The following is a 24,188-nucleotide window of genomic DNA, read 5'->3' on the forward strand; positions in this document are numbered from 1 at the left end:
GACCTCTACCCGGCGTGCGCGTGGCCTCAGCCCTTGGCTGCCACGGGCTTGTCGGTGAGCAGCTGCGCGATCCGGTCGGTCGAGCGCTTCGCCGCGCCCGAGTCGGCGAGGAAGGCGAGCGCCATGATCACCAGCGCGAACCCGAGCATCACCCACCACATCGAGTGCGCAGCCATCGAGAAGTTCGAGCCGACGGTGGCCGCGCCGCTCACGCCGGTGAGAGTGCCGGCGAGCGCCACCCCCAACGACACTCCCGTCTGGCGCGATGTGGAGGCCACCCCCGCTGCCGATCCTGACCGCGACCGGGGCATGCCCGACACCGCGGTGTTGGTGAGCGGCGGGTTGATGAGACCGAGGCCCGCGCCGATCAGCAGGTACGTGAAGAGCAGGAAGGGGACGGGCGTCGTCGCACCCGTCGTGAGCAGCAGGATCGCGCCGACACCGAGCGACGCGGAGCCCAGCACGAGCGGCCGCCGAGTGCCGGTGTTCGACACGAGCCGCCCGGCGAGAGGCGCGCAGATCAGCTGTGCGACCCCGAGCGGCAGCGTGCGGAGCCCGGCCTGGAACGGCGAGTACCCGCGCACCTCCTGGAGGTAGAGAGCCGTGATGAAGATGAAGGCTCCCTGGGCTGCGAACGCGCAGACCGCGGTGATGATCGCCGACGAGAACGGGATGCTCGTGAAGAACCGGAAGTCGAGCAGCGGATCATCGCGAGCGCCTTCGTACCGGTAGAGGACGAACAGCGCGACCGCCCCGAGTGCGAACAGGCCGATAGTGAACGGCGACCCCCAGCCGAAGCGCGGCCCCTCGATCAGCCCCGTGACGACGGAGGCGAGCAGCACGATGACGAGAAGCTGGCCGACGGGGTCGAACTTGCGGGCTCGGCCACCTTTCGACTCGGGCACGAAGGCGAAGGTCAGCACGATGGCGGCGATGCCGATCGGGATGTTGATCCAGAAGATGGCACGCCACCCGACGCTGTCGGTCAGAGCCCCGCCGATCAGCGGCCCGAAGCCGGTCGAGATGCCGACGACGGCGCCCCACACGCCGACGGCGCGAGCTCGCTGGCCGGCATCGGTGAAGGTCGCCGAGATGATCGACAGAGCGACGGGGTTCAGCATCGAGCCGCCGATCGCCTGCAGCATCCGACAGGCCACCAGGATCGGCACGCTGGGCGCCAGGCTGCACAGCAGCGACCCGATCACGAACACCGTCAGCCCGATCTGGAAGACGCGCCGGCGCCCGAACTTGTCGGCGGTCGACCCCGAGAGCATCAGGAAGCTGGCGATGACGAGCGTGTAGCCGTCGATGGTCCACTGCAGGCCCGAGATCGTCGAGTGCAGCTCGCGGCCGATCGAGGGCAGCGCGACGTTCACGACCGTCGCGTCCATCGACGCGATGAAGAGGCTCATGCAGCAGATCGCGAGGATGCCGTATTTGTGCGTGTAGCGCGATGGGAGGGTGCGGGAGGGCGAGGTGGACGAAGCGACGGTCACTCGTTCGATTGTGCACCCGGCCGGCCCGGGGGCGCTCAGGTCGTTCGGCTGCCGAACTACCGCCTCGACGAGTGCCCCGCCGGCGGCCTCCGTCGGCAAAACCGGAGAAACAACTGCGGCGGCGCGGGCCACCCCCGGAGCCCGTTGTCGGGCGGCGCATTCTCCGGTTTTGCCAACGGGGATCGCGACCGCGAGAGCTTCGTGGTCTCGCCGAGGTGCCCGCACGACGCCGAGACAAGGGTGCAGCCGAGCGCTCGGGAGCCCCTGCAGCGTGCCCGGCGGCGGGCCCACCTCGGTCGAAAAAACAGGAGAAAGCGCAGCGGCAGCTCCGGCTGGCGGCGAGATCTGCCGACGGGCGACGCGATCTCCGGTTTTGCCAGCGGGCGGGCGGGCAAGCAGGCAAGCAGGCGATCACCCGTTCGCAGGGCGGGCTGGGCGCGCGGAATGTGACGCCCGAGTCAGAACGACAGCTGTCGCGTTGACGCACCGGTGGCCCGCGGGCGATCCTGAAATCCACGAGCGTTCCGCGCCGCCTGCTGAAGCTCGGCGCCGCGGACGTCGTCGAGCAGGCGCGACTCGACGGCCTGACCCTCCGCCAGGTGCTCGACCTCCAGGCCGCCAACCACTGGGCAACGTTCGTCGGCACCGCGGACACCGTCGCCGACGAGATCGAGCGCTGGTATCGCTCGGGTGGCGCCGACGGCTTCAATCTCTTCCTGCAGTACCCCGCCGACTTCGAGCGCTTCCGCAGCGAGGTGATCCCGAGGCTGCAGGATCGCGGGGTCTACCGCACCGAGTACGAGGGTGACACCCTCCGCGCCAACCTCGAGCTTCGCGTGCCTGTGAACAGGCAAAGCCCTGTGAACAGGCACGGCCCCGCCCACATCTGAGAAGGGGCCCGAGGGCTACACCCCCGCGGGGGCGAGCCGCGCGGCCGTGTGGCGGTTGACGGGCACGGGGATGCCGAGGTTGCCGCGCAGGGTCGACGAGTCGTAGTCGCGACGGAAGACGCCGCGATCCTGCAGCAGCGGCACCACTTCGGCCACGAAGCGCCGGAACTGCGCGGGGTGCTCGACATGCACGTTGAAGCCGTCGACCCCGCCTCCCTCGAACCACTCGATGAGGCGGTCGGCGACCGTCGCCGCAGTCCCGACGAAGATGCCGGGCTTCGGCGCGGCGAACCGCTCGACGACCTGGCGGAGGCTGAGGCCCTCGCGCAGGGCGTCGTCGGTGATCCTGTCGGCCTGCGTCTTGAAGCTCAGCGCTGCGACGTCGCGCACGTCGGGGAAGGCCGCGTCGGGGTCGTACTGGCTGAAGTCGTGCCAGCCGAAGGGGCGCCCGAGCTCGGCTCGGGCGCGCTCGAAGCTGTAGTTGAGAGCCTGGGCCTCGCTCTCGAGACGGCGGGCGTCGTCGTCGGTGTCGCCGACGAACACGGCGATGCCGGGCATGATGCGAAGCTCGTCGGCGTCCCGGCCCTTCGCGGTCGCACGAGAGCGCAGATCGTCGCGGAACGCCTTCGCCTGGGCGAGCGAGACCGCGTGCGTGAAGATGCCCTCGCCGAACGCGGCGCCCAGGTCGCGGCCCTGCTCGGAGTCGCCGGCCTGGAAGATCACCGGCTGCCCCTGCGGTGAGCGTTCGATGTTCAGCGGGCCCACGACGCGGGGGAAGTAGGTGCCCTCGTGGTTCAGCGCGTGCTGCTTGGTCGGGTCGAAGAAGACGCCCGAGGCGCGGTCGCGCGGGAAGGCGTCGTCCTCGTACGAGTCCCACAGCCCCTGGATGACCTCCAGGGCCTCCTGCGCGCGCCCGTACCGGGTGTCGTAGTCGTAGTGCTCGTCGCGACCGTAGTTGCCCGCCGTGCCGGCGTCGCCCGAGGTGACCACGTTCCATCCGGCGCGCCCGCGGCTGATCAGGTCGAGGGAGGCGAACCGGCGAGCGAGGTTGAAGGCGTCGTTGTACGACGTGGTCGCGGTCCCGACGAGCCCGATGTGCTTCGTCGTGACGGCGAGCGCCGACAGCAGCGTCAGCGGCTCGAGGCGGTTGAGGTAGTGGGGAGGCGAGTTCGGGGTGATGAACTGGCTGTCGACGATGAAGACCAGGTCGAACTTCGCGCTCTCGGCGAGCCGCGCGTACTCGATGTACCAGTCGACGTTGACGCTCGAATCGACGGGCAGGTCGGGGTCGAGCCAGGTGTTCGGGTGGCCGGGGCCGCCGGCGCCGGTCAGCACGACGCCCAGATGCAGCTGCGTGTCAGTCATGTCGTTCTCCTTCGAATTGCAGTTCGGGTTCCGGTTCGTGGGGGCCGTTCGAGGCGGCAGGAGCCGACGGGTCAGCAGGAGCCGACGGGTCGGCAGGAGCCGACGGGTCGGCAGGGCCCGACGACACGGCTCGCACCCGCCCGTACGCCCGGTCGAGGACGGCGCCGACATCCGTGGCATCCTGCGCCGCCCCGCGCCAGGCCACGTGGTGGTCGGGCCGAACGAGCGCGAAGTCGGCCCCGTAGGCCTCGCGCGCGTCGCTCTCGTCGAGGTAGACGACGTCGAGGGCGATGCCCCGCGCGGCCGCGGCCGACACGAACGGCTCGACGAGCGTGAGGTCACGGGTCAGCACGAGCAGGGCCGTGTTCGCGCCGATGCGGTTGTAGAGGGTGTCGCCGTAGGGGTCGACGTTGCCGTTCGGGGCACGGTGGCCCGGGCGGCCTTCGGGGAGGTACCGGAAGGGGTCCCAGGCGGGATCCGACGCCGTCTGCCCGTCTTCGTACCAGACGACGCTCGACTCGTCGTAGCGCTCGTCGAGGTCCACGCCGACGGCCGGGCCGTCGTGGCGCGCGATGATGTCGCCCATCTCCGCGCGCTTTCGCGCCGCCTCGTCGCTCGTGTCGGAGTCGTCGGGCACGCCGAGGGCGCGCACCCGCTGCCACGCGGCGTCGGAGGCGCGGCTCGACGCGAGCGCGTGGGCCGAGACCCGCGCATCGTGGAGGTGGCGCTCCTCGTGGTACGAGTGCAGCAGAGCCTCGCCGCCGGTGCCGCGCAGCACCGCCGCCAACTTCCAGCCGAGGTTGAACACGTCGCCGAAGCCCTGACCCAGATTGCCGCCCGGTGCCCGGATGTGAGCCGCGTCGCCGACCAGCGCGACCCGCCCGCGCACGAATTCGTCGGCGATCCTGGTGCTCTTGAAGAACGGGGTGATCGACACCACCTCGAGGTCGATGTCGAAGCCGAACGCGGCCCTCCCCACGGCGAGGAACTCGTCGTCGGTCGGCCGGTGGTCGAGGGCGTACGGGCCGCAGTGGATGCGCCAGTCGGTCGCGTCGAGGGCGGCGAGAAAACCGGAGTACTCGTTGTTGAAAATGATGTTCGTCGCGCTGGGGTAGGGCTCGAGCCGCGCCGGCAGCGGGCCCTTCACGCGGACGACGACGCGGAAGTGGCGCTCGGTCGCGTGTTCTCCTGATCGCTCGACGCCCACGAGCTGCCGCACGGTGCTGCGTGAGCCGTCCGCCGCGACGACGTAGCGCGAGCGGATGTCGCGCTCGTCGCCGGTCGCCTCCGAGCGCACGCGCGTCGTGACTCCTGCGCCGTCGTCGTCCACGGCGCTCACGCGCCAGCCGCCGCTGACCGGCACGCCGCGCGACGCCAGCTTCTCGAGGAACACCTTCTGCAGTACCGTCTGAGGCCGCCGGATCCCGTCTTCGAACGAGTGCGCGCCACCCACGCCCTTGCCGAAGCTACGGGTCGTCGTGCCGCGCAGGCGATGGCCCACCAGAGAGGTGAGGAAGAGAGTGCCCTTGTTCCACTCGGGCGGGAAGGTCCACTCCTCTTTGATGCGGTCGACCACGCCCCAGCGCCGGAAGAACTCGACGGTGCGCGGCGAGTGCCCGAAGGCGCCGGCGCGGATGAGGGTGAACTCGGTCGCGGCGTCGACCACGGCGACGTCCACCCCGTGGCGGTCGAGCTCGATGGCGGTGGCGAGCCCGGACGGCCCGGCCCCACGACGAGCACGTCGACGTCGACGGGCGGCGGCCCCTGTCGGGGAATCAGGACGACGTCGACCCGGCGGCCGTCGGCGTGCGCCGTGTCAGTGGTGCCCATACGATTCTCCTGTTTTCTCAGCGCGGGCCGGGCGGGCCCCGGACGGGGCGGCTGCGTGGGCTACTCGATCTCGACGCGGTCGCGCAGGGCGTCGCGGGTGGCGCGGGCGCTGGCTGCGCCACCGAGGGTCGGCGCCGAGCCGACGAGCAACTGCGTGTAGGGGTGTTTCGGTTCGTTGATGATCAGGTCGGTCTCGTTCACCTCGACGATGCGGCCCTGGTAGAGCACCACGACGCGGTCGGTGATGCCCGCGACCGAGCCGAGGTCGTGCGAGATGAAGAGCAGTGACACGGAGGGCCCGGCGAGCCCCTGCAGCAGCTCGAGGATCTGCACGCGGTTGGCCGAGTCGAGCGCGGACACCGGCTCGTCGAGGATCAGCAGCGCAGGCTCGGTGACGAGCGCCCGGGCGATCGCGGCTCGCTGGCGCTGGCCGCCCGAGACCTGCCCGGGCAGGCGCGGCAGGAGGCTCTCGTCGAGGTGCACCCGGGCGAGGTACTCGCGCACGCGGCTCGCGATCTCGGCCGCCGAATGGCCGCCGGCGTTGACAAGCGGCTCGGCGATGGACTGTTCGATCGTGAACTCGGGGTCGAGCGAGCGCATCGGATCCTGGAAGACGTACTGCAGCGCCCCCGTGCGCCGGAACTCGCGCCACTGCGCGGGCGTCAGCGACGTCAGGTCTCGCCCGCCGAACGTGACGGTGCCTCCGGTGGCCTTCACGAGACCGAGCACCGTGCGCGCGAGGGTCGACTTGCCCGACCCGGTCTCGCCGATGAGGCCGATGACCTCGCCGCTCGCGATCTCGAGTGACGCGTCGAAGATGACCTGCTTCTGGCGAGAGCCCCGGCCGTAGGCGACCTGGAGGCCCTGCACGGAGAGGACGGGTGCCGAGAGGACGGGCGCCGCGAGGCCGGGTGCCGCGCTCATGCCGACGCCTCGCTCTCGCCGACCGGGTGGCGGAGGAACCGCTCGAGCCCGAACCGGTGGTGCTCGTCGAGCAGCAGCCGGGTGTACTGGTGCTGAGGCGAGTACAGGATCTCGGCTGTCGGCCCCTGCTCGACGACCTGCCCTTCGCGCATCACGAGCACCTCGTCGCAGAGCTCGGCGACGACGGCGAGGTCGTGCGACACCACGATCAGGGCCAGCCCGAGGCGATCCTTCAGGTCGGTGAGCAGGTCGAGGATCTCCGCCTGGACGGTCACGTCGAGAGCGGTCGTCGCCTCGTCGGCGATCAGCACGGCGGGCTCGCAGGCCACGGCCGAGGCGATGAGCACGCGCTGCAGCATGCCGCCCGAGAGCTCGAACGGGTACTGGAAGTAGACGTACTCGGGGTCGCGGATTTTGACCTGGTCGAGCAACTCGATCGCCTGCGCCTTGGCGTCGGCCCGCGACAGCTTCTTCTTGACACGCAGCACCTCGGCCACCTGCTTACCCACCGGGATCGACGGGTTGAGGTAGGTCGCGGGGTCCTGGAACACCGCCGAGATCGTCGAGCCGCGCAGGGCGGTCCACTCCTTGCGCGAGAGCGTCGCGGTGTCGCGCCCTTCGAGCGTGATGCTGCCCGACTCGATCTCGAACAGCTCGGGCAGGATGCCGAGGAGGGCACGGCAGGTGATCGTCTTGCCCGACCCCGACTCCCCCACGATGCCGAGGGCCTGACCGGCGCGCAGCTCGAACGAGACGCTTTCGACGGTGGTGGAGTCCTGCAGGTGGTTGTAGATGCGCACCTGGTCGACTGCCAGGACGGGTGGGGTGGTGGTCATCGTGATCCTGCCTTCCCGGCGACGGCGGGGTTGACGCGGGCGCCATGCAGGGCCCGCTTCCGCCGCTTCCTGATCTCGCGGCGACGCAGCAGGATCCGGCCCGACTCGCCCGAGACGTCACGCAGCACGTCGGCCATGAGGTTGAGCGCCAGCACGGTCAGCATGATCAGCACGACGGGGAAGACCGGCGCCCACGCCTGATACGACAGATAGCCGAGGTCGCTCGAGAGCAGGCCGCCCCAGGTGGGAGCGGGCGGCTGCACGCCGATGCCGAGGAAGGTGAGGCTGGCGACGATGACGAGGCCGACACCGGTGGCGTTCGCGAAGGCGATGCCGACGGGCGCGATGACCTTCGGTCCGATGTGGCGGCGCAGCACCCACGAGGTGGAGGCGCCGCTCAGCACGGCCGCCTCGACGTACTGCGAGCTCGACACCGAGAAGGCGGCGGCTCGCGACACCCGGTAGAACATCGGGGCCAGCAGGATCCCGACGGCCAGCATGGCCTGCTGCAGCCCGTTGCCGAGAAGCGCCGTCATGGCGACCGCGAAGACGAGGAAGGGCAGGGCGATCAGGGTGTCCATGATGCGGAGGGTGAACCACTCGAAGACGCGTCCGAGGTAGACCGAGAGGAGGCCCGGAATCGTGCCGACGATGAGGGCGATCGCCGCGACCTCGAACGCGCTGAGCACGCTGACCGGGGCGCCGGCGAGGATGCGCGAGAGCACGTCGCGACCGAGGTAGTCGGTGCCGAGCAAGTGCGCGCCCGACGGCGACGCCAGGATCGGCGTGCCGCCGGTCAGCGGGTTGTCGGGCGCGAGCAGCTTGCCGAACACCCCGAGGAAGAGGATGCACAGCAGTATGCCGGCGGAGACCCAGAACGACGGCAGGCGGATGAGTCGGCCGAACATGTCAGACCCCTCTCTTCGCGGCGGGATCGATGCGGTTGAGGGCGATGTTGATGAGCAGGTTGAAGCCGACCACGATGACGATGGAGACGACGAGCACCCCTTCGACGCTCGGCACGTCGCCGTGGAGGGCCGACGTCGACGCGAAGACGCCGTAGCCTGCGAGCCCGAAGATCGACTCGGTGACGACAGCGCCGCCGAGCAGGGTGGGGAAGGTGAGCCCGACGTAGGCCAGCGCGGGGCCGCCGCCGTTCCGGAGCACGTGCGTGAAGAAGATGCGGCGCGGGCTGAGCCCGTGCACGATGGCGCCGGTGATGTAGTTCTGGCCGTAGGTCGTGACGAGCCCGGCCCGCAGCTGCCTCGCGACGCCGGTGATCATGTCGAAGCTGAGGGCGATGGCCGGCAGGATGATGTGACTGAACCAGATGCTGAAGCCCTGGTGCAGCGACACGTAGCCGGCGGACGGCAGGATCTTGAACTGCACCGCGAACACCGCGACCAGGATCACGCCGACCGTGAAGGGCGGCATCGACGCCATCACCGACGTCACGGCCGTCACGGTGCGGTCGAGCCACGAGGCCCGGAAGAGCGCAGCCAGCGTGCCGAGGATCGCCCCGACGACGACGCCGATGATCAGGGCCAGCACCGCCACCGAGAGGCTGATGCCGATCCGCTGCCCGATGAGGGTCGACACCGAGATGCCGTCGACCCAGCTCTGGCCGAGCGAGCCGTGCAGCAGGTCGGTGAACCAGTTCCAGTACTGCACGATGAACGGCCGGTCGAGCCCGTACTGGTGGTTCAGCCGGGCGACGGCGGCAGGCGTGGCCGCGTCGCCCAGCTGAACGTAGGCCGGGTTGAGACCCGACAGGGTGCCCAGCAGGAAGGTGATGAAGGTGCCGAACAGGAACACCGGGATGAAGACCAGGAACGGGCGCAGGATCGCGAACCCCACGCGGCGTGCGCGCAGGGAGCCCGTCGTGCGTGGCTCGCGCCGACGCGCGACCGCCACCCGTCTCACTTCGATCTCGCGGCGTGCGCGCAGGGAGCCCGTCGTGCGTGGCTCGCGCCGACGCGCGACCGCCACCCGTCTCACTTCGATCTCGGTGCCTGTGGCCATGCTTCGATCAGCTCCCTGAGATGGTGACGCCGGTCCAGGTGATCTTCGCCGGGATCTTCGGGATGCTCGAGACCGACTTCGACTTGACGAAGAGATTCGGCACCGTGTCGGTGAAGACGAGACCGGTAGTGGCCATGCCGGCCGCGGTGGCCGCCTGGATGTTCTTCTGGTAGTCGGCGGAGTTCAGCGGGGTGGCCAGAGCCTTCGCGACGGCCGCCTCGTAGGCGGTGCCGCCGTCCTTGCCGCTGAGGTTGAGCGCGCCCGCCGCACCGAAGTGCGCCTGGAGCGTCTGCACCGGCGAGTCGCGACCGGTGGTGCCGTAGGTCGAGATCGGCAGCTTCTTGGCGAAGAACGACGTCGCCCAGTTGGGGTCGACCTTGAGGGTCGCGTCGATGCCGACGGCCTTCAGCTGCGCCTGGAGCAGCTCGTTCTCGGCTGTGCCGACGGCGGTGCCGACGGTGAGCGTCACGGACAAGCCCTTCGGGTAACCCGCCGCTGCCAAGAGGGCCTTCGCCTTCGAGACGCTGAACGGATACTTGTTCGCGACGCTCGAGTTGTAGGCGATGTAGCCCTTCGGGAAGGGCTCGTACGCCGGGGTGCCGTAGCCGAAGTCGGCCTGGCTCACGATCTGCTGGCGGTCGATCGCGTAGTTCACGGCCTCGAGCACCTTCGGGTTGTTGAAGGGCGCGATCGACGTGTTGACACTGAGGTTGTTCGCGTTGAAGCCGGGCTGGTCGACCACGTCCAGGCCGGCGGCCTTGGCCGACTTCGCCTGGCTCGTCGCCAGGTCGGCGAAGTTGTAGACGCCGCTCTGGATGCCCGAGACGACCTGGGTCGGGTCGATGCCGAACGAGACGGTCACGTTCTTGATGTGGATGTCTTTCGCGTCCCAGTAGTACGGGTTCTTGACGAACGTCGCCTTGGCGCCCGCCTCGACGGTGACTGCCTTGAACGGGCCCGCGCCTTCGGGTTTCTGGTTGAGCTCGGCGGTGGTGTACTTCGGGTTGGTGATCTGGCCGACACGCTCGGCGAGCACGAGGGGCAGCTGGTAGTCGGCCTGGCTCAGGTTGAGCACGACGCTCGTGGCGCTCGGAGTGTCGATCGACTTGATCACCGAGATGCCCTCGCCGACGAGCGCCGACGTCTTCTGGCTCTGCGCGCGCAGCAGGTAGTCCTTGACCGCCGTGGCGTTCAGGGCAGAGCCGTCGGAGAACTTCAGGCCGGAGCGCAGGGTGAAGGTGACCTGGGTTCCTGCCGAGTTGTACTTCCAGCTCTTCGCGAGAGCCGGCACGGCCTCGCCCTGGGTGTTCGTGCTGGTCAGCGAGGCGTAGGCCAGCTGGGTCACGCGGAAGGTCGCACCGGAGCCGTTGACCACCGGGTCCCAGCTCGTGGGATCCTGCGCCGACGCCCAGTTGAGCGTGCCGTTGTCGCCTGACGCGGCACCCGTGCTAGACGTCGTGCCGGAGGCCGTGGTGCAGCCGGCGAGGACGAGCGTGACGGCGGCGAGCGACGCGGCGACGGCTGCGACCCTGGCTCTCGGCGAGCGAATCGGGGGTGTGAGTTTCACTGGTTCTCCCTGGCGGCGGGGGTCGTGCGGGGGTAACGACCTCGGGTGCACCGCGCGTTGTGAAGCGATGATCGCAGGCGCTTCACTGAGCCTGCTCGGTGCGCGACACACGGCGTCACACGGTTACGAAGTGTTGCGATAAGCGGCGACAGTCGTTGCCTAAGCGAGCACCTTCTGTGAGCGGCGAGCGGTATGGCGGTTCTCGGGGACGGGGAGCCCGAGGTTGCCGCGCAGGGTCGACGACTCGTACTCGGTGCGGAAGATGCCGCGCTGCTGCAAGAGCGGCACGACGTCGTCGACGAAGCGCCTGAACTGCGACGGCTGCTCGAGGTAGATGTTGAACCCGTCGACGGCACCGCCGGTGAACCACTCCTCGATGAGGTCGGCCACGTGCTCGGGCGTGCCGACGAAGTGGCCGCGCTTCGGCGCCGAGAATCGCTCGACGGTCTGGCGCAGCGTCAGGCCCTCGGCGAGAGCGGTGTCGGTGATCTCGTCGGCGCGGGTCTTCCAGGCGAGCGTCGCGATCTCGCGCACGTCGGGGAAGGGTGCCTCGGTGTCGTACCCGCTGAAGTCGTACCAACCGAACGCGCGACCGAACTCGGCGCGGGCCCGGTCGAAGTCCCAGTTCATGTCGTTGGCCCGCTGCTCGAGCGCGCGCGCCTCGTCGTCGGTGTCGCCGATGAAGAAGCGGACACCCGGCTGGATCAGGAGGTCGTCGCAGCGACGCCCGGCCTCGGCCGCGCGACGGCGCATGTCGTCGCGGAAGGCCTTCGTCTTCTCGAAGCTCTCGCCGTGCGTGAAGATGCCCTCGCCGAGCTGGGCCCCGAGGTCGCGGCCCTGGTCGGAGTCGCCGCCCTGGAAGATGACCGGCTGACCCTGCGCCGAGCGCTCGATGTTGAGCGGGCCGACGATCTTCGGGAAGTAGGTGCCCTGGTGGTCGAGGGTGTGCTGCTTGGAGGGGTCGAAGAACGCCCCAGTCTCGCGGTCGCGAGGGAAGGCGTCGTCCTCGTAGGAGTCCCAGAGGCCCTGGATGACCTCGATCGCCTCGTGGGCGCGGCCGTAGCGGGTGTCGTAGTCGTAGTGCTCGTCACGGCCGTAGTTGCCCGAGGTGCCCGAGTCGCCTGTCGTCACGACGTTCCAGCCGGCGCGTCCCCGGCTGATCAGGTCGAGGGAGGCGAAGCGGCGGGCCAGGTTGAACGGGTCGTTGTACGAGGTGGTCGCGGTGCCGACGAGACCGATGTTCTTCGTCGTGACGGCGAGCGCCGAGAGCAGGGTGAACGGCTCGAGGCGGTTGAGGTAGTGAGGCGGCGAGTTCGGCGTGATGAACTGGCTGTCGACGATGAAGACCAGGTCGAACTTGCCCTCTTCGGCGACGCGAGCCTGTTCGATGTACCAGTCGACGTTGACGCTCGAGTCGAGGGGCAGATCGTCGTAGAGCCAGGTCTTGGGGCGACCGGGGCCGCCGGCACCGGTCAGGATCACGCCGAGGTGGAGACTGCGTTCGGTCATGGTTGTGCCTTCCGGGTTGGCTGTGCCTTCAGGTTCGACTGGCTCTCCCGAGTGTTGTCGCCGTGTCTTTGAATGGCCTATGGCGAGCCTTTATGTTGCGCAGTGTGACGCTGTGGGTCGCCTTAGGCTGGAGCGGTGAACACTACCGACGTCGACACCCGGGGTGCCGGCGTCTTCAGCCGGCAGTACCTCCTCTCGACCGTCGGCATGGTCGTCCTGATCGGCATCGCGGCGTTCGAGTCGCTGGCCGTGACCACCGTCATGCCGACGATCAGCCGCGAGCTGCGCGGTGAGGCGCTCTACTCGCTGAGCTTCGCGGCCCCCTCGCGACGAGCCTCGTCGGCATGGTCGTCGCCGGCAACTGGGCCGACCGCTCGGGGCCGCGCGCCGTCGTGATCGCGTCGATGATCACCTTCGGCGCAGGGCTCCTGGTCGTCGGCACGAGCCCCACCATGACGGTCCTGCTGCTCGGCCGGCTGCTGCAGGGCTTCGGCTCGGGGGCCCTGATCGTCGGCCTCTACGTGATCGTCTCGCGGCTCTACCCGCCGTCGCTGCACCCGTCGGTCTTCGCCGGGTTCGCCGCCGCGTGGGTGATCCCCGGGCTCGTCGGGCCCGTGATCGCGGGCTCGGTGACGCAGGCGTTCGGCTGGCACTGGGTGTTCATCGGGGCATTGGCGGCGTGCGTGCCGGCGGTGGCGATGATCGTGCCGAGCCTCCGGAAGCTGCCGCGTGAGGATCCTGCCGCCTCGGGGGTGTCGTGGAGCCTCTCGCGCATCGCATGGTCGGCCGGTGCCGCAGCCGCGGTGGTCGCGCTCAACCTGTTGAACGAGGTGCCCACGTGGGCGAAACCTCTGGTCGTAGTGCTCGCCGTCGCGCTGCTGGCGGTCGCCCTGCGCCCCCTGCTGCCGAAGCGCACGCTGCGAGCCGCGGCCGGCGTGCCGACACTCGTTCTGATGCGCGGGCTCGTCAGCGCGGCGTTCACGGGCGGTGACATCTACATCCCCTACCTGCTGGTGTCGCTCTTCGGGTTCGAGCCCGCGGCGTCCGGGCTGACGCTCACGCTCGGATCGGTGAGCTGGGCGCTGGCCAGCTGGATCCAGGGGCGGCTCGGCTCGCGGCCCCGGCAACTCGTCGGCATCCGCATCGGAGTCGTGCTCATCCTCGTCGGGATCCTGGCGGCCCTCTCGACCGCACTGTTGCACCTCTCGCCCGTTGTGATCATCGTGGGCTGGACGATCACAGGGTTCGGCATGGGCTTCATGTACCCGCGGTTCGCGGTGCTGACCCTCAAGTGGTCGGGCGACGACGAGAAGGGCTTCAACAGCTCGGCGCTCACGATCGCCGACTCGGCCGGCGGCGCCGTCGTGCTGGCGCTGGCGGGCGCGGCGTTCGGTGTGCTCGGCGGGGCCGGGGCGGCGGGGGCGTTCGTGGCGTGCTTCGGGATCGCAGGAGCCGTGGCCGTCGTCGCACTCGGCGTCAGCGGGCGGGCGATCCCGCGGGCTCTGCGGGCGGAGTAGCGCTCGCGCGGGGCGCCTGACGAGCGCTTCGCCTGTCAGACTGGGGCCATGGCAACTCTTTCGTACGACGTCACCGTCAGCCGCGACGGGGCCGCATGGCTCCTCGAGATCGCACCAATCGACGGCACGGCCGAGGCCCGCTGGCTGGGCGAGTCCGAAGACGTCGCGCGCGCGTTCATCGCCGACTTCGAAGGCGTCGACCCGTCCGATGTCGAGATCGCGCTGACCGTGGTCTACCCCGGCGAGACCGCCGGCTACCTCGATGAGGCGGCGAACCAGCGGGCCATCTCGGCCACGGCCCTCGAAGACGAGTGGCTGGCCCTCGCGAACGCCGCCCACGAGCTCGACGAGGCCGGCGTCACGAAGCGCGACATCGGCGACATCCTCGGCCTCGCCGTGCCGCGGGTGCGCAAGATCCTGCGCGGCGGGCCGCGCGACCAGTAAGCCGGGCTTCGCACCACGCGATTCGCTTCGCGCCGCTGAATCCCGTGGCGCGAACGGGATCGCGTGGTGCGACCCGGGTGCCGTCGGCACCTGCGCGTCAGCGCGTCAGCGCGTCAGCGCGTCAGCGCGTCAGCGCCAGTCGAGCGCACCCTCGAGATGGCCCGGGTGCGCGAGCCGGGCGTGCTTCAGCAGCACCTCGCCGGGCCGCAGCGCCACCACCGACACCGACAGCGACGCGTAGCGATGGCCATCGATCTCGTCGCTGCGGAAGAGCGCCTCGTCGTCGTCGGTCGGGAGGTGCGAGCTGGCCCGCAGCACGTCGAGCCAGGTGTCCCAGCTGCCGCCGTCGAGCGGGCCGTCCGGCCGCGCGGCCGCCCTGAACTCGGGCAGCCAGCGCACCTCGCGCGGCACGCTCGCGACGTCGGGGCCCTCGTGCGTGATCACGTGCACACCGGGAGCGAGGGCCGTGGTCACCACGTCGCGGCCGTCCCACGCCGTGTAGCGGATGCCGCCGGGCGAGGCCTCGACGAGGTTGAAGGTGCGGGTCTTCGGGTGGCGGGCCGTGGCATCCTGCCACCCGCCGTCGGCCCCCGCCGAAGCGGCCGGGCTCACGGCGTCGAGCGGCAGGATGCCACGGGTCACCCACCCGCCACGGGGCTCGGGCGTCTGCTCGTGGCGATTCAGCACGACCGCGGCCCTCGACGTCGCGTCGTCGACGGCGAGCCACGCACCCCCGGCCTCCCGGTCGCGGATGCCCCGCACGCTCGGCCCCCGCTCGGGCCACCACGCCCCCGGCGGGTCCCACGGGCGGTCGACCGACTCGTCGCGGAGACCCAGCATCACCACCGGGTACACGGCGGACGGGTCGAGGCTCATGACGACGGTGCACACGGTCTCCACGCTAGCCGCCCCGTCGGTAAAACCGGACTTCCGTGCCGCCCCGACCACCGAGATGCGAAGCCGGCTGCTGCGCCGAACGAATCTCCGGTTTTTCCGACGGGGCGACGACGGGGCGACGACGTGGGGCAGACTGGAGTGACCGAGCTGGAGGAGCACCGTGGCCGATCGCCTCACCGTCGTCGTCGGAATCAGCGGGGGCATCGCCGCCTACAAGGCCGTCGGCGTGGTGCGGCTGCTGGTCAAGGCCGGCCACGACGTCCATGTCGTGCCCACCCCGGCGGCTCTGCAGTTCGTCGGGCTGCCCACCCTCGAGGCCCTCAGCCGAAACCCGGTGACCGCGTCGCTCTACGACGACGTCGCCGCCGTCCGGCACGTGGCGCTCGGGCAGGCCGCCGACCTGGTGATCGTCGCCCCCACCACCGCGAACACGCTCGCGAAGCTCGCCACGGGGCTCGCCGACGACCTGCTCGGCACCACGATCCTCGCGACGAAGGCACCGGTCGTGGTGGCGCCGGCGATGCACACCGAGATGTGGCAGAACGCGGCGACGCAGCACAACGTCGAGGTGCTGCGGTCGCGGGGTGTGACAATCGTGGGCCCCGAGTCGGGGCAGCTCACCGGGGCCGACAGCGGGCCGGGGCGGATGAGCGAGCCGGAGGACATCGTCGCGGCAGCTCTCGCGATCCTGCAGCCCCCGACGACTCCGCAGGATCTCGCGGGCCTCGACGTGGTCGTCTCGGCCGGCGGTACCCGCGAGCCCCTCGACCCCGTGCGCTTTCTCGGCAACCGGTCGAGCGGCAAGCAGGGCGTGGCGCTTGCCGTCGCTGCTCTCGCCCGGGGTGCCCTGGTCACGCTCGTGGCCGCGCATCTCGAGGTGCCGGTGCCGGTCGACGCCCGGCTCACCGTGGTCGACGTCACGACGGCCCTCTCACTGTCCGAGGCGATGACGGCCGCTGCCAACAGGGCGGACATCGTCGTGATGGCAGCGGCCGTGGCCGACTACCGCCCGGTCGAGGTCAGCGACGGCAAGATCAAAAAGGAGACCGGTGACGGCACCCTCACCCTGCGGCTCGTCGAGAACCCCGACATCCTCGCCGGGCTGACCGCGGCACGGCGCCCCGGGCAGGTGATCGTCGGCTTCGCGGCCGAGACCGCGGCCGATCGAGACGAGCTTGTGACGCTCGGGCGTGCGAAAGCCCAGCGGAAGGGCGCCGACCTGCTCGCCCTCAACGCCGTCGGCTGGGCGCAGGGCTTCGGCACCGACGACAACACGGTGCTGCTGCTCGACGAGGCGGGCGCTCTCGTCGCCGAGGCGACGGGCGCGAAGTCGGCAGTGGCCGACGCGGTGCTCACGGCCGCCCTGAGTGTGCGCGCTTCGCGCTAGCCCGACGAGCCCTGCCGCCCCGTTCCCCGACCCGCCCGGCCCCGAGCCGCCCCGCGCCAGCCCGCTCCGCCCGTCCCTGGTTGGTAAAACCGGACTTCAGGTCGAAGCCGACCGACACGTCCCACCATTCGGTCGACGCCACGTCCGATGTCCGGTTTCGCCAACCGGGCCGACCCCGAGAGCGCCTCGCCCGGTGCCCGCGCTCCGACGGGCCGACCCCGAGAGCGCTCCGCCCGGTGCCCGCGCTCCACCGGGCCGGCCCCGAGCGCCCCTGCCCGCAACTCGGGTCAGCGGCCGGCGTCGCCCATCGACCGGTTCAGCGAGAAGATGAGGCTGGACAGGATGCGCCGGGTGGCGACCTGATCGTCGACGGTCAGCCCCTCGAGCATCTGCTTCTCGATGCCCCTGACGACGACCGTCGCCTTCGCGAGACTCCGGCGGCCCGCCGGGGTGAGGCTCGTGGGCAGCGCCTTGCCCACAGGAGCCTCCGTGGGGCGGGTCACTTGGCCGTCGCGCTCGAGCGACTGCAGGAGGACGTTCATCGACTGCCGGGTCACGAACGTGCCCCGGGCGAGGTCGGAGTTGGACAGGCCGGGGCGCTGCGCCAGCAATTCGAGGCACGAGTAGTGCGTCACCGTCATCCCGAGCGGGCGGAGGACCGCTTCCATCGCAGCGCGCAGCGCACTGGAGGCCTGCTTCAGCAGATACCCCAGAGATGTTTCCAGGTCGACGCCCTCATCCGCTTGACTCATGTCAGCATTCTGACATAGGTTGATGCGTGTCAACAAACTGACAAACGAAACGGAGCATCACCATGGCTGTCACCGGACCCGACTTCATCAACCTCCAGGCGACCGACCTCGCCGCATCGCAGGCGTTCTACGAGCACTACCTCGGCCTCGTCCGGTCGCAGGCAGGGCCCCCTCACGCCGTCGTCTTCGAGACGACGCCCATCGCCTTCGCCCTGCGCGACGTCATCCCCGGCACCGACATCGCATCCACCCCGCAACCCGGCATCGGGGCTGCGATCTGGCTTCACGCGACCGATGTCCAGGCCATCCACGACGCCCTCGTGGCCGACGGCAAGACGATCGTCTCCAGCCCGATCGACGGCCCCTTCGGCCGCACGTTCACCTTCGCCGACCCCGACGGCTACCAGATCACCCTCCACGACCGCGCCTGAGCGGCGCACGGTGACGGCGGGCTAGGCCCCGTTCAGTACTGGATCTTCTTCGAGCAGGTCTTCTGCGCGGCGGTCTGCCCCGTGACCGACGGCGGCAACGTCACCGTCGACGTCGAGCCGGCCGAGGTCGTGGGCGTGCTCGTGGGAGCCGACGACGTCGACGGTGAGGCGGACGCAGAAGCCGAGGTCGACGGCGAGGCCGACGAACTCGGCTGCACCGACGCGCCGTCCCCGGTCGTCCCGGTCAGCACCAGGGGCTGGTCGGCGACGAGAGCCTGGTTGACCTGCTGCGCCGCGTACTCGCTAGGGATCACGCGGTTGATGTTCGTCGGATCCTCACCGACCGGGTACTGCAAGAAGACCATGTTGGAGAGCCCCACCGTCCGCACCGCTTGGAACACACCGAGCAGGAAGGAGGGGGTGACGGTGTCGGAGTAGGTGGTGTTCTCGGTGACCGCCTTGGCGATCTTGTAGAGCGTGAACGGGTTGCTCAGGGTGCCGCTCGACGTCAGCTGGCGCGCGAGAGACGACATGAACACCTGCTGGTTCGAGATGCGGCCGAGGTCGGACCCGTCGCCGACGCCGTGCCGGCTGCGCAGGAAGGCGAGCGCCTGGCCGCCCACCAGCGTGTGCTCGCCGGCCGACAGGTTGAGCGCGGGGGTGACGTTGTCGTCGACGATTGGCGTGGCGAGACACACGTTCACGCCGCCGACCGCGGTCGAGATCGCGGCGGTGCCGGCGAAGGTGACGCTCGCGGCGTAGGGGATGTTGAGGCCGGTGAGCTTCTCGATGGTCAGCACGGCGCACTGCAGCCCGTGGGCCTCGTCGCCGCCACGGCTGAGAGCTGTGTTGAGCATGTCCTGCGACGACGCGTACGAGTAGCCGCCGCCGGCCGTGGGGCAGGCGGGGATGGGGATCTCGAGGTCGCGAGGGAAGCTGACGACGGACGCGCTCTTATGGTCGGCCGAGATGTGCAGCAGGATGTTGACGTCGTTGTTGCCGGCCCCCTGCGAGGCGGCCTGGTCGGCGGCGTCGCCGTACCCCGCCTGACCCGACCGGGTGTCCGACCCGATCACGAGCATGTTGACCTCGCCGACGGATTCGCCGGCGGGAGCGGAGGGCAGCGGCGTCGCGGTGTGCCCGGGCAGCTGAGCCAAGTGCACGGGCGGTTTCGTCGACGTGACGACGTCGTGCAGAGCGTAGGCAGCGACCCCGGTCGTGCTGATCAGCACGACCGCGACGACGACTCCGACGAGCTTCCCGAGCGCGCCCACGGGGTGCGAGCGCCCCAGCCGTCCGTGCCGGATCTGCCCGGCAGCCGTTCTGCCCGCCGCGCTCGACGTCGTACCGCTAGCCGCCATTGCCGCCCCTCGCCCGGTCCCCGAGAGCCGGTGCTCTCAGTGGTCACTGTGAACCCGGTGCTCACAGTCAACTCTGATCACACTGATAACAGAGTTCGTGTGCAACCCTAGGCGACGCGACCCGGGGATCCGAGCAGTTCGCGGCCCCTTTTCGGGGCGGGCCTCAGCCGGCCAGCTCAGCGGGCTGGCGCTGGGCGACGGGGCGGAGGCCCTGGTGGGGCGTCCGCAGACGCTCGACGAACTGAACGATCTGGGCGGCGACCTGCCGGTGCGTGATGTCGTTCAGCACGTCGTGCTTGCCGTCGTCGAGCACGAACAGGCGCGCCTCGGGCAGGGAGTCGTAGACGACGAAGGCGGCCTCGGCCGAGCTGATGACGTCGTTCTCGCCGTGCAGCACGAGGGCGGGCACCAGGATGCCACGGGCCAGCTCGTCGGTCACCTCGTCGGAGGCGTCGGTGCGGGTCAGCTCACCCGACTCCAGCACGCCGTCGGCGGCGAGCTTGCCGCGGTGCACCGGGCACGCCGTCCGGGCCTCGATCTCGGCGGCCCCGTCGACACTGCCGGCACCGGCCTCGGTCAGGGCTCCGGCCGAGACGACTCCGGTGGCACCGAGGCGGCCGTCGGCGATCGCGCGCCAGGCGAGGGCGGCCCCGGAGTCGGAGCCGACGACGACGCGGGGGCCGGCTTCGGTGGCGTCGAACTCGGCGGCGGCAGCGGCCACGACCTCGTCCGCCGCCGAGCGCGAGTCGCCGAACGCCACCACGCGGTAGCCGTCGACGGCGATCCGGTTGGCGAAGCGCTCGTACACCTCGGGGGTCTCGCCGCGGCCGCCGAGCACCACGATGGTGCCGCGCACGACGACGCCGGCGGCGGGGGTGCGCTCGAGACGAGCGGGCGTAGAGGAAGAAGTCATGTCACAAATCGTCTCTCGGCTCGCGGCGGGGTGGGGATTTGTTACGAATTGCAACCGTCACCTGTCGTTCACGCCCCGCGAGAGAGGAGACTCGAGCGGTGACTGACGAGAAGACCCCGACCAGCCCGGCCACTACTCAGATCCACGGCGGCGTGGTGCCGCGCGAGACGCAGAACACCGTGGCGACGCCCATCTTCCAGACGGCCGCCTACGAGTTCGACGACCTCGCCACGGCTCAGGCGATCTTCGCGCTCGAGAAGCCCGGCAACCTCTACAGCCGCAACGCGAACCCGACCCAGGCGGTGTTCGAGCGTCGCATGGCAGCGCTCGAGGGCGGCGTCGCGGCCCTCGGCGTGGGCTCCGGCCAGGCGGCCGTCGCCGTCACGCTCCTGTCGCTCGTCAAGACCGGCCAGCACATCGTGGCGCCGGCTCAGCTCTACGGCGGCACCATCGACCTGCTGACCGACTCGTTCGCCGACTTCGGCATCGAGGTGACGCTGGTCGACCAGGACGACCTCGACGCCTGGCGCAGAGCGATCCGCCCGAACACCCGGGTGCTCTTCGCCGAGGGCATCGGCAACCCGACCGCCACCGTGCTGCCGATGGCCGAGGTCGCCGAGATCGCTCACGCGGCGGGCGTGCCGCTCGTCATCGACTCGACGCTCGCGACCCCGATCCTGCAGCGCCCCAAAGACTTCGGGGCCGACTTCGTCGTGCACTCGGCCACGAAGTTCCTCGGCGGCCACGGCTCGTCGATCGCGGGCGTGATCGTCGACCTCGGCACGTTCGACTTCGGTGCCGAGCCTCGGAAGTGGCCGCAGTTCACCGAGCCGTACAAGCGTGTCGGCGGCGTCGTGCTCTGGGAGCGCTTCGGACGCGACAAGAGCGCCTTCCTGGTCTACGCCAAGACGAAGTGGGTGCACGACCTCGGGCCGTCGCTCTCGCCGTTCAACTCGTTCCAGATCCTCCAGGGCATCGAGACCCTCGACCTGCGCGTGTCGCGGCAGTCGGCGTCAGCCCTGGCGATCGCCGAGTTCCTCGAGGCGCATCCTGCGGTCTCGAAGGTCAACCACCCGGGGCTGGCCTCGAGCCCGTATCACGAGCTCGCGGCCCGCTACCTGCCGAAGGGCTCGGGCGCCGTCTTCTCGTTCGACGTCGCCGCGGGCGAGGACGCCGTCGCGACCGTTGTCGACTCCCTCGGCGTCTTCTCGCTCGTCGCCAACATCGGCGACGTCCGCAGCCTCGTGATCCAGCCGGCGACCACGACCCACAGCCACCTCACAGAAGACCAGCTGCGCGACGCCGGCTTCTCGCGGGCGACCATCCGTCTCAGCATCGGGCTCGAAGACGTGCAGGATCTCATCGCCGACCTCGGCCAGGCACTGGACACGGTCGTCCCGGCCACCGTGCCGTCCGCTGCAGGCGTCGTCGGCAGCACCGCATCACGAAAGGACTGACCATGCACTTCGGCTACTGGACCCCGGTCTACGGGGGCTTCCTCCGCAACGTCGGCGACGAGGGCATGCCCGCCGCGTGGTCGTACATCAAGCAGATTTCGCAACAGGCCGATCGCCTGGGCTACCACACCACTCTCGTGCCCGAGCTCTACCTCAACGACCGCAAAGGCATCGACGCCCCGTCGCTCGAGGCGTGGTCGCTCTCGACCGGCATCCTCGCGGTCACCGAGCGTCTGCGCGTCATGACCGCGGTTCGCCCCGGCTTCCACCTGCCGGCCGTGATCGCGAAAGCGACGAGCACGATCAGCGACATCGCCGGCCTCTCCCCGAGGGCGCGAGCCGCTTCGCTCTGAACGTCGTCGCGGCCTGGTGGGCCGAGGAGGCCAAGCAGTACGGCGGCGTCTTCACCACGCACGACCGGCGCTACGAGCAGGCGACCGAGTTCGTCGAGATCCTGCACGGGATGTGGACCGAGCCTCGCTTCGACTACGACGGCGCGTTCTGGAAGGCCGAGGGCGCGATCCTCGAGCCCAAGCCGGCGGCCCTGCCTGCCATCTTCGCCGGCGGCGAGAGCGAGGCCGGCCGCGAGGCGATCGCCGCGTTCGCGGACAGCTACGTGCTGCACGGCGGCACCCTCGACGAGGTGGCCGACAAGGTGCAGGACATGGACGAGCGGCGCCTCCGGATCACGGGCGAGCGCTTTCGCGAGTACGGCATGGCCGCCTACGTCATCGTGCGCGACACCGAGGCCGAGGCCCAGAAAGAGCTCGACCGCATCACCGAGGTCGATCCGGACTCGCCCGGCTACGCCTCGTTCGAGGAGTTCCGCGCGCACTCGAACCTCGACGTCGAGCTCTCGAAGCGCGAGTACTCGGTCGGCACCCGCGGCCTCCGCCCGAACCTCGTCGGCACGCCCGAGCAGGTCGCCGACAAGATCCGGGCCTACCAGGATGCAGGTCTGACGCTGCTCCTGATCCAGTCGAGCCCGCTCGACGAAGAGCTCGAGCGCATCGCGCGCGACGTCTTCCCGCTCGTCCCGGCGCGGGCCGCGACTCCCGTCGTCTGAGGTCGCGCGAAATCGGCTTCCGCTAGGCGGCGACTTCGGCGGAGGCGGGGGCGAGCACCGCATCGGCGATGCGGTAGGCCACCTGGCGCACTTCGCCGATGGCGACGGTCTCCCAGAGGGCGCCCTTGAGCGCTGCGCCGATGGTCAGGATGCGCGTCGACGGCTCGCCGTCGGCGCTGCGGACGAAGCCGGACGGGTCCGCGTCGACTCCGATGCCCGTCGGGTCGGCGACGATCGTGCCGCGCCCGAGCAGCCGGTCGACGAGCGGGCTCCAGCCCGCTGACGCCACCGACGCGGGCCCGGTGCAATTGATCGCGACGTCGAACGACTCTCCCGCGACGTCGCCGGACGACTTCAGCGTGAGCGTACCGTCCTCGAGCAGAGCCGAGAGCTCAGCCCAGACAGCGGGCGCCATGCGGTGACGATGCACGTCCCACCGGCGGGCGGCGTGGGCGAGGAAGCGCTCGCGATCGGCGACGGAGAGCCGGAGCCACAGGGCCTGCGTCTGCGGTCGCAGGCCGTCGAGGACTGCCTGCCACGGGGATCCTGTAGCCGTCGCATCGCGCAACTGCCGCCCGAACAGCGTGGCCATCTCGCCGAGCGTCGAGACGTCGTCGCCGAGGCCGGGCCCGGGGGCCGCGGGGCCGGTGAGGTGCACGGCCGGCAGCATCAGGTGGCGGCTGGTGGCCGTCAAGCGGATGCCCGGGCTTCGGCGCGCGAGCGAGGTCGCGACGTCGATCATGGTGAGGCCGGTGCCGATCAGCAGGATGCGATCGCTCGCGGTGACACGGTCGAGAGCGCCGGGCGCCCACGGATCGTCGATCGACCGCTGGGCGTTCGACGGCACGAGGCCCGGGGCCGGGTTGCCGAGCGCCAGCACGACGCGGTCGGCCGACAGCGTGCGGCCGTCGGCGAGGGTCGCGGTCACGCCCGCGTCGCCGCTCGGCCCGTCAGCGCTCGGCCCGTCAGCGCTCGGCCCGCCAGCGCTCGGCCCGTCGACGCGGCGCCCGTCGGCACTCTGCCCGTCGATAAGACCGGAGATCTCGCCCTCCGCCACGTCGACGACCTCGCCCTGGACGAACCGCACACCGGAATCCGGTTTTCCCGACAGGGCAGCGAAGCTCGACGCCACGTAGTCGCCGAAGACGCGACGCGGAACGAAGGTGCCTGCTCCTGCCGCCGAGCCGTCGACATCGCGCCAGCCGACCTCGTCGAGATAGCGGAGGAAGGCGGCATCGTCGGTGGCCGAGAGGCTCATCTTGCCGGCAGGGCTATTGAGGCGGTGGTGTTCGTCCGCGCGCCCGTAGGCGAGGCCGCGGCCGACCTCGGGCTCGCGCCCGACGACGGTGATGCGAGGTGCAGGCGTTCCTCCGACTGCCGCGCGGTCGCGAAGCGCGAACGTCACGAAGACGGCGCTGGCGCCCCCTCCGACGATGAGGATCTCGTCACTGCCGACGGTTGCATGAGGGCTCATGCGGGCAACGGTAGTGATTCATGCAAGGGAATGCACTGGTGCCGGCCAAG

23 protein-coding genes are annotated in these 24,188 nt (G+C 70.3%); 9 read left to right on the top strand and 14 right to left on the bottom strand.

Annotated elements, in window-relative coordinates:
- Window positions 1-26: 26 nt before the first annotated feature.
- The gene (locus AX769_RS20265) at window positions 27-1,496 is read right to left on the bottom strand and encodes an MFS transporter (protein WP_239451872.1); all 1,470 of its coding nucleotides are present in this window, start codon (window positions 1,494-1,496) and stop codon (window positions 27-29) included.
- A gap of 599 nt (window positions 1,497-2,095) precedes the next feature.
- Here AX769_RS20265 and AX769_RS20270 point away from each other — a divergent pair.
- The gene (locus AX769_RS20270; RefSeq protein WP_066282764.1) at window positions 2,096-2,386 is read left to right on the top strand and encodes a hypothetical protein; all 291 of its coding nucleotides are present in this window, start codon (window positions 2,096-2,098) and stop codon (window positions 2,384-2,386) included.
- A 15-nt stretch (window positions 2,387-2,401) separates the two neighbouring features.
- On the opposite strand, the gene AX769_RS20275 is transcribed toward AX769_RS20270, so the two are convergent.
- The 8 genes from AX769_RS20275 to AX769_RS20310 all read right to left on the bottom strand — a co-directional run bounded on the left by AX769_RS20275 (window position 2,402) and on the right by AX769_RS20310 (window position 12,439).
- Window positions 2,402-3,751, bottom strand: a complete 1,350-nt coding sequence (locus AX769_RS20275) for an LLM class flavin-dependent oxidoreductase (RefSeq protein ID WP_066282767.1) — start codon at window positions 3,749-3,751, stop codon at window positions 2,402-2,404.
- The gene (locus tag AX769_RS20280; protein WP_239451873.1) at window positions 3,744-5,429 is read right to left on the bottom strand and encodes an FAD-dependent monooxygenase; all 1,686 of its coding nucleotides are present in this window, start codon (window positions 5,427-5,429) and stop codon (window positions 3,744-3,746) included. Before AX769_RS20280 ends, AX769_RS20275 begins: the two co-directional genes overlap by 8 nt.
- 212 nt (window positions 5,430-5,641) lie before the next feature.
- Window positions 5,642-6,505 (bottom strand): ABC transporter ATP-binding protein, encoded by an 864-nt coding sequence (locus tag AX769_RS20285; protein ID WP_066282769.1) that lies wholly within the window; start codon window positions 6,503-6,505, stop codon window positions 5,642-5,644.
- Window positions 6,502-7,341 carry an ABC transporter ATP-binding protein gene (locus AX769_RS20290; protein WP_066282772.1) on the bottom strand — a complete coding sequence of 280 codons (840 nt, stop codon included), beginning with the start codon at window positions 7,339-7,341 and terminating at the stop codon, window positions 6,502-6,504. The genes AX769_RS20285 and AX769_RS20290 overlap by 4 nt, the downstream gene beginning before the upstream one ends.
- Complete coding sequence (locus AX769_RS20295) at window positions 7,338-8,249, bottom strand: ABC transporter permease (protein WP_066282775.1); 912 nt, start codon at window positions 8,247-8,249, stop codon at window positions 7,338-7,340. Before AX769_RS20295 ends, AX769_RS20290 begins: the two co-directional genes overlap by 4 nt.
- 1 nt (window position 8,250) lies before the next feature.
- A complete protein-coding gene (locus AX769_RS20300; RefSeq protein ID WP_082763970.1) occupies window positions 8,251-9,363 on the bottom strand; it encodes an ABC transporter permease in 1,113 nt (370 codons plus the stop codon).
- A 7-nt stretch (window positions 9,364-9,370) separates the two neighbouring features.
- On the bottom strand, window positions 9,371-10,930 hold the full coding sequence (locus AX769_RS20305) for an ABC transporter substrate-binding protein (protein ID WP_066282776.1): 1,560 nt from the start codon (window positions 10,928-10,930) through the stop codon (window positions 9,371-9,373).
- A gap of 159 nt (window positions 10,931-11,089) precedes the next feature.
- Window positions 11,090-12,439: an NtaA/DmoA family FMN-dependent monooxygenase gene (locus tag AX769_RS20310; RefSeq protein WP_066282777.1), complete on the bottom strand. Its 1,350-nt coding sequence runs from the start codon at window positions 12,437-12,439 to the stop codon at window positions 11,090-11,092.
- A gap of 135 nt (window positions 12,440-12,574) precedes the next feature.
- Here AX769_RS20310 and AX769_RS24315 point away from each other — a divergent pair, with 135 nt between their 5' ends.
- Genes AX769_RS24315 through AX769_RS20320 form a run of 3 tightly spaced genes read left to right on the top strand, consistent with a single transcriptional unit; the run spans window position 12,575 to window position 14,400 of the window.
- The gene (locus AX769_RS24315) at window positions 12,575-12,835 is read left to right on the top strand and encodes a hypothetical protein (RefSeq protein ID WP_157887749.1); all 261 of its coding nucleotides are present in this window, start codon (window positions 12,575-12,577) and stop codon (window positions 12,833-12,835) included.
- A complete protein-coding gene (locus AX769_RS20315) occupies window positions 12,784-13,956 on the top strand; it encodes an MFS transporter (RefSeq protein WP_157887750.1) in 1,173 nt (390 codons plus the stop codon). Before AX769_RS24315 ends, AX769_RS20315 begins: the two co-directional genes overlap by 52 nt.
- Window positions 13,957-14,004: 48 nt before the next feature.
- Entirely contained in the window at window positions 14,005-14,400 is a 396-nt protein-coding gene (locus AX769_RS20320) for a hypothetical protein (protein ID WP_066282778.1), read from the top strand.
- 129 nt (window positions 14,401-14,529) lie between these two features.
- On the opposite strand, the gene AX769_RS20325 is transcribed toward AX769_RS20320, so the two are convergent.
- Window positions 14,530-15,291, bottom strand: coding sequence for an NRDE family protein (locus tag AX769_RS20325; RefSeq protein WP_157887751.1), 762 nt, complete (start codon window positions 15,289-15,291; stop codon window positions 14,530-14,532).
- Window positions 15,292-15,457: 166 nt separating this feature from the next.
- Here AX769_RS20325 and coaBC point away from each other — a divergent pair, with 166 nt between their 5' ends.
- Window positions 15,458-16,684 (top strand): bifunctional phosphopantothenoylcysteine decarboxylase/phosphopantothenate--cysteine ligase CoaBC, encoded by a 1,227-nt coding sequence (coaBC, locus tag AX769_RS20330; protein WP_066282783.1) that lies wholly within the window; start codon window positions 15,458-15,460, stop codon window positions 16,682-16,684.
- Window positions 16,685-16,971: 287 nt separating this feature from the next.
- Here the strand turns inward: coaBC and AX769_RS20335 are convergent, their stop codons facing one another.
- On the bottom strand, window positions 16,972-17,436 hold the full coding sequence (locus AX769_RS20335; protein WP_066282785.1) for a MarR family winged helix-turn-helix transcriptional regulator: 465 nt from the start codon (window positions 17,434-17,436) through the stop codon (window positions 16,972-16,974).
- Between the two features lie 62 nt (window positions 17,437-17,498).
- Between AX769_RS20335 and AX769_RS20340 the strand changes: the two genes are divergently transcribed.
- Complete coding sequence (locus AX769_RS20340) at window positions 17,499-17,867, top strand: VOC family protein (protein ID WP_066282788.1); 369 nt, start codon at window positions 17,499-17,501, stop codon at window positions 17,865-17,867.
- 32 nt (window positions 17,868-17,899) lie between these two features.
- On the opposite strand, the gene AX769_RS20345 is transcribed toward AX769_RS20340, so the two are convergent.
- Together AX769_RS20345 and AX769_RS20350 are read right to left on the bottom strand one after the other, a co-directional pair.
- Window positions 17,900-19,228: an LCP family protein gene (locus tag AX769_RS20345; protein ID WP_066282790.1), complete on the bottom strand. Its 1,329-nt coding sequence runs from the start codon at window positions 19,226-19,228 to the stop codon at window positions 17,900-17,902.
- Window positions 19,229-19,391: 163 nt separating this feature from the next.
- The gene (locus tag AX769_RS20350) at window positions 19,392-20,141 is read right to left on the bottom strand and encodes an alpha/beta hydrolase (RefSeq protein ID WP_066282791.1); all 750 of its coding nucleotides are present in this window, start codon (window positions 20,139-20,141) and stop codon (window positions 19,392-19,394) included.
- 98 nt (window positions 20,142-20,239) lie between these two features.
- Between AX769_RS20350 and AX769_RS20355 the strand changes: the two genes are divergently transcribed.
- Genes AX769_RS20355 through AX769_RS20360 form a run of 3 tightly spaced genes read left to right on the top strand, consistent with a single transcriptional unit; the run spans window position 20,240 to window position 22,664 of the window.
- Entirely contained in the window at window positions 20,240-21,598 is a 1,359-nt protein-coding gene (locus AX769_RS20355) for an O-acetylhomoserine aminocarboxypropyltransferase/cysteine synthase family protein (protein ID WP_066282792.1), read from the top strand.
- A gap of 2 nt (window positions 21,599-21,600) precedes the next feature.
- Entirely contained in the window at window positions 21,601-21,951 is a 351-nt protein-coding gene (locus AX769_RS25815) for an LLM class flavin-dependent oxidoreductase (protein ID WP_255359410.1), read from the top strand.
- Complete coding sequence (locus AX769_RS20360; protein WP_255359434.1) at window positions 21,948-22,664, top strand: LLM class flavin-dependent oxidoreductase; 717 nt, start codon at window positions 21,948-21,950, stop codon at window positions 22,662-22,664. The genes AX769_RS25815 and AX769_RS20360 overlap by 4 nt, the downstream gene beginning before the upstream one ends.
- Window positions 22,665-22,686: 22 nt before the next feature.
- On the opposite strand, the gene AX769_RS20365 is transcribed toward AX769_RS20360, so the two are convergent.
- On the bottom strand, window positions 22,687-24,138 hold the full coding sequence (locus AX769_RS20365) for an FAD/NAD(P)-binding protein (protein WP_066282795.1): 1,452 nt from the start codon (window positions 24,136-24,138) through the stop codon (window positions 22,687-22,689).
- Window positions 24,139-24,188 lie beyond the last annotated feature (50 nt).

Source organism: Frondihabitans sp. PAMC 28766, assembly GCF_001577365.1.
GTDB lineage: Bacteria > Actinomycetota > Actinomycetes > Actinomycetales > Microbacteriaceae > Frondihabitans.